This window comes from Pseudaminobacter soli (ex Zhang et al. 2022) (assembly GCF_014595955.1).
In the GTDB taxonomy this organism is placed as follows: domain Bacteria; phylum Pseudomonadota; class Alphaproteobacteria; order Rhizobiales; family Rhizobiaceae; genus Kumtagia; species Kumtagia pseudosoli.
In genome coordinates this window covers 1-910 of record NZ_JABVCF010000044.1, presented here as the reverse complement: position 1 = coordinate 910, position 910 = coordinate 1, and the positions used below count along the sequence as shown (strand labels likewise).

General features: G+C 58.4%; 1 protein-coding gene. It reads left to right on the top strand.

Features of this window, described 5'->3' with window-relative positions; all coding sequences use genetic code 11:
• Positions 1-309, top strand: a 309-nt coding sequence (locus tag HUI96_RS29010) for a TA system antitoxin ParD family protein (protein ID WP_188258171.1), incomplete at its 5' end; no start/stop codon positions are given.
• Positions 310-910: the final 601 nt, after the last annotated feature.

Sequence of the window (910 nt, the reverse complement as noted above, 5' to 3'; positions counted from 1 at the left end):
GACATTATGGCACTCGTCCGCCGGGAGGCGGATCTTCAGAGCCGGTCTGTTGCAGGGCAGATCGCCCATTGGCTAAAGATCGGTCGGGCAATCGAACGTTCCAGCACTTTCGACTATAGCCGGATCAAGCTGGCACTCGAGGGTAGGCTCGACACGGCCGAACTCAAAGAGGGAGAAGAAGCCGTCTGGCTGGACGAGTTCACCAACAAGATGGCTGAACCGACGGCGCATGAACAGGAGTTCTTCACTCAGCGCAGAATGTTCGTGACCGCCCAGCGACCTTCCTGCGCCAGGGCAAAACCGCGATAACCTTCTGCACGTCGTGGTCGCCCGACCACATTGCTCTGAACACGATTAAGGTGACATACGAAAATGACAAGCTCCGGGCCTCATGCCCAAGGGAATCCTTAGGGTGTTCGAGTTCGTTGATCTCTTAGCCGCGAGGAAGGATTCAAATCCTCCGGGAGAAGTCGTTTTGGCTCTTCCGCCGGCTATTCCACGACGAGCTCCCGCTGCCGCGCGTAATGCCGAAGTCGCTTCTTGAGCTGAGTCGTGCGGCGCCGCAGCAACGGTGGAGCTCGAGGAAATGGGCCGCGATGATTGAGTGCTGCAAATGGGCGGAAAGCAAGCAGCACGACGCGGCGCGCGAGCAGCGCCATCATGGACGGCGGGTTGCAAATGGCCTTGCTCGATGATGGATCCTGCTCGACGCGAGCGGGTACACGAGGGCCACATCCTCAAGTGTAAGGTTGGGTAATGCGATGCCCGATGCGTCGTATACCGCCTTCAGGACATTATCCCAAGCGCTCTGGGCTCGCATATCGGCTAGAACATTCCCACTATACATGACCGCATAGAGACGTTCGGTGTGACGGATGATCCGTCCGATAGCGTCCCGGAGCGCGTCAAG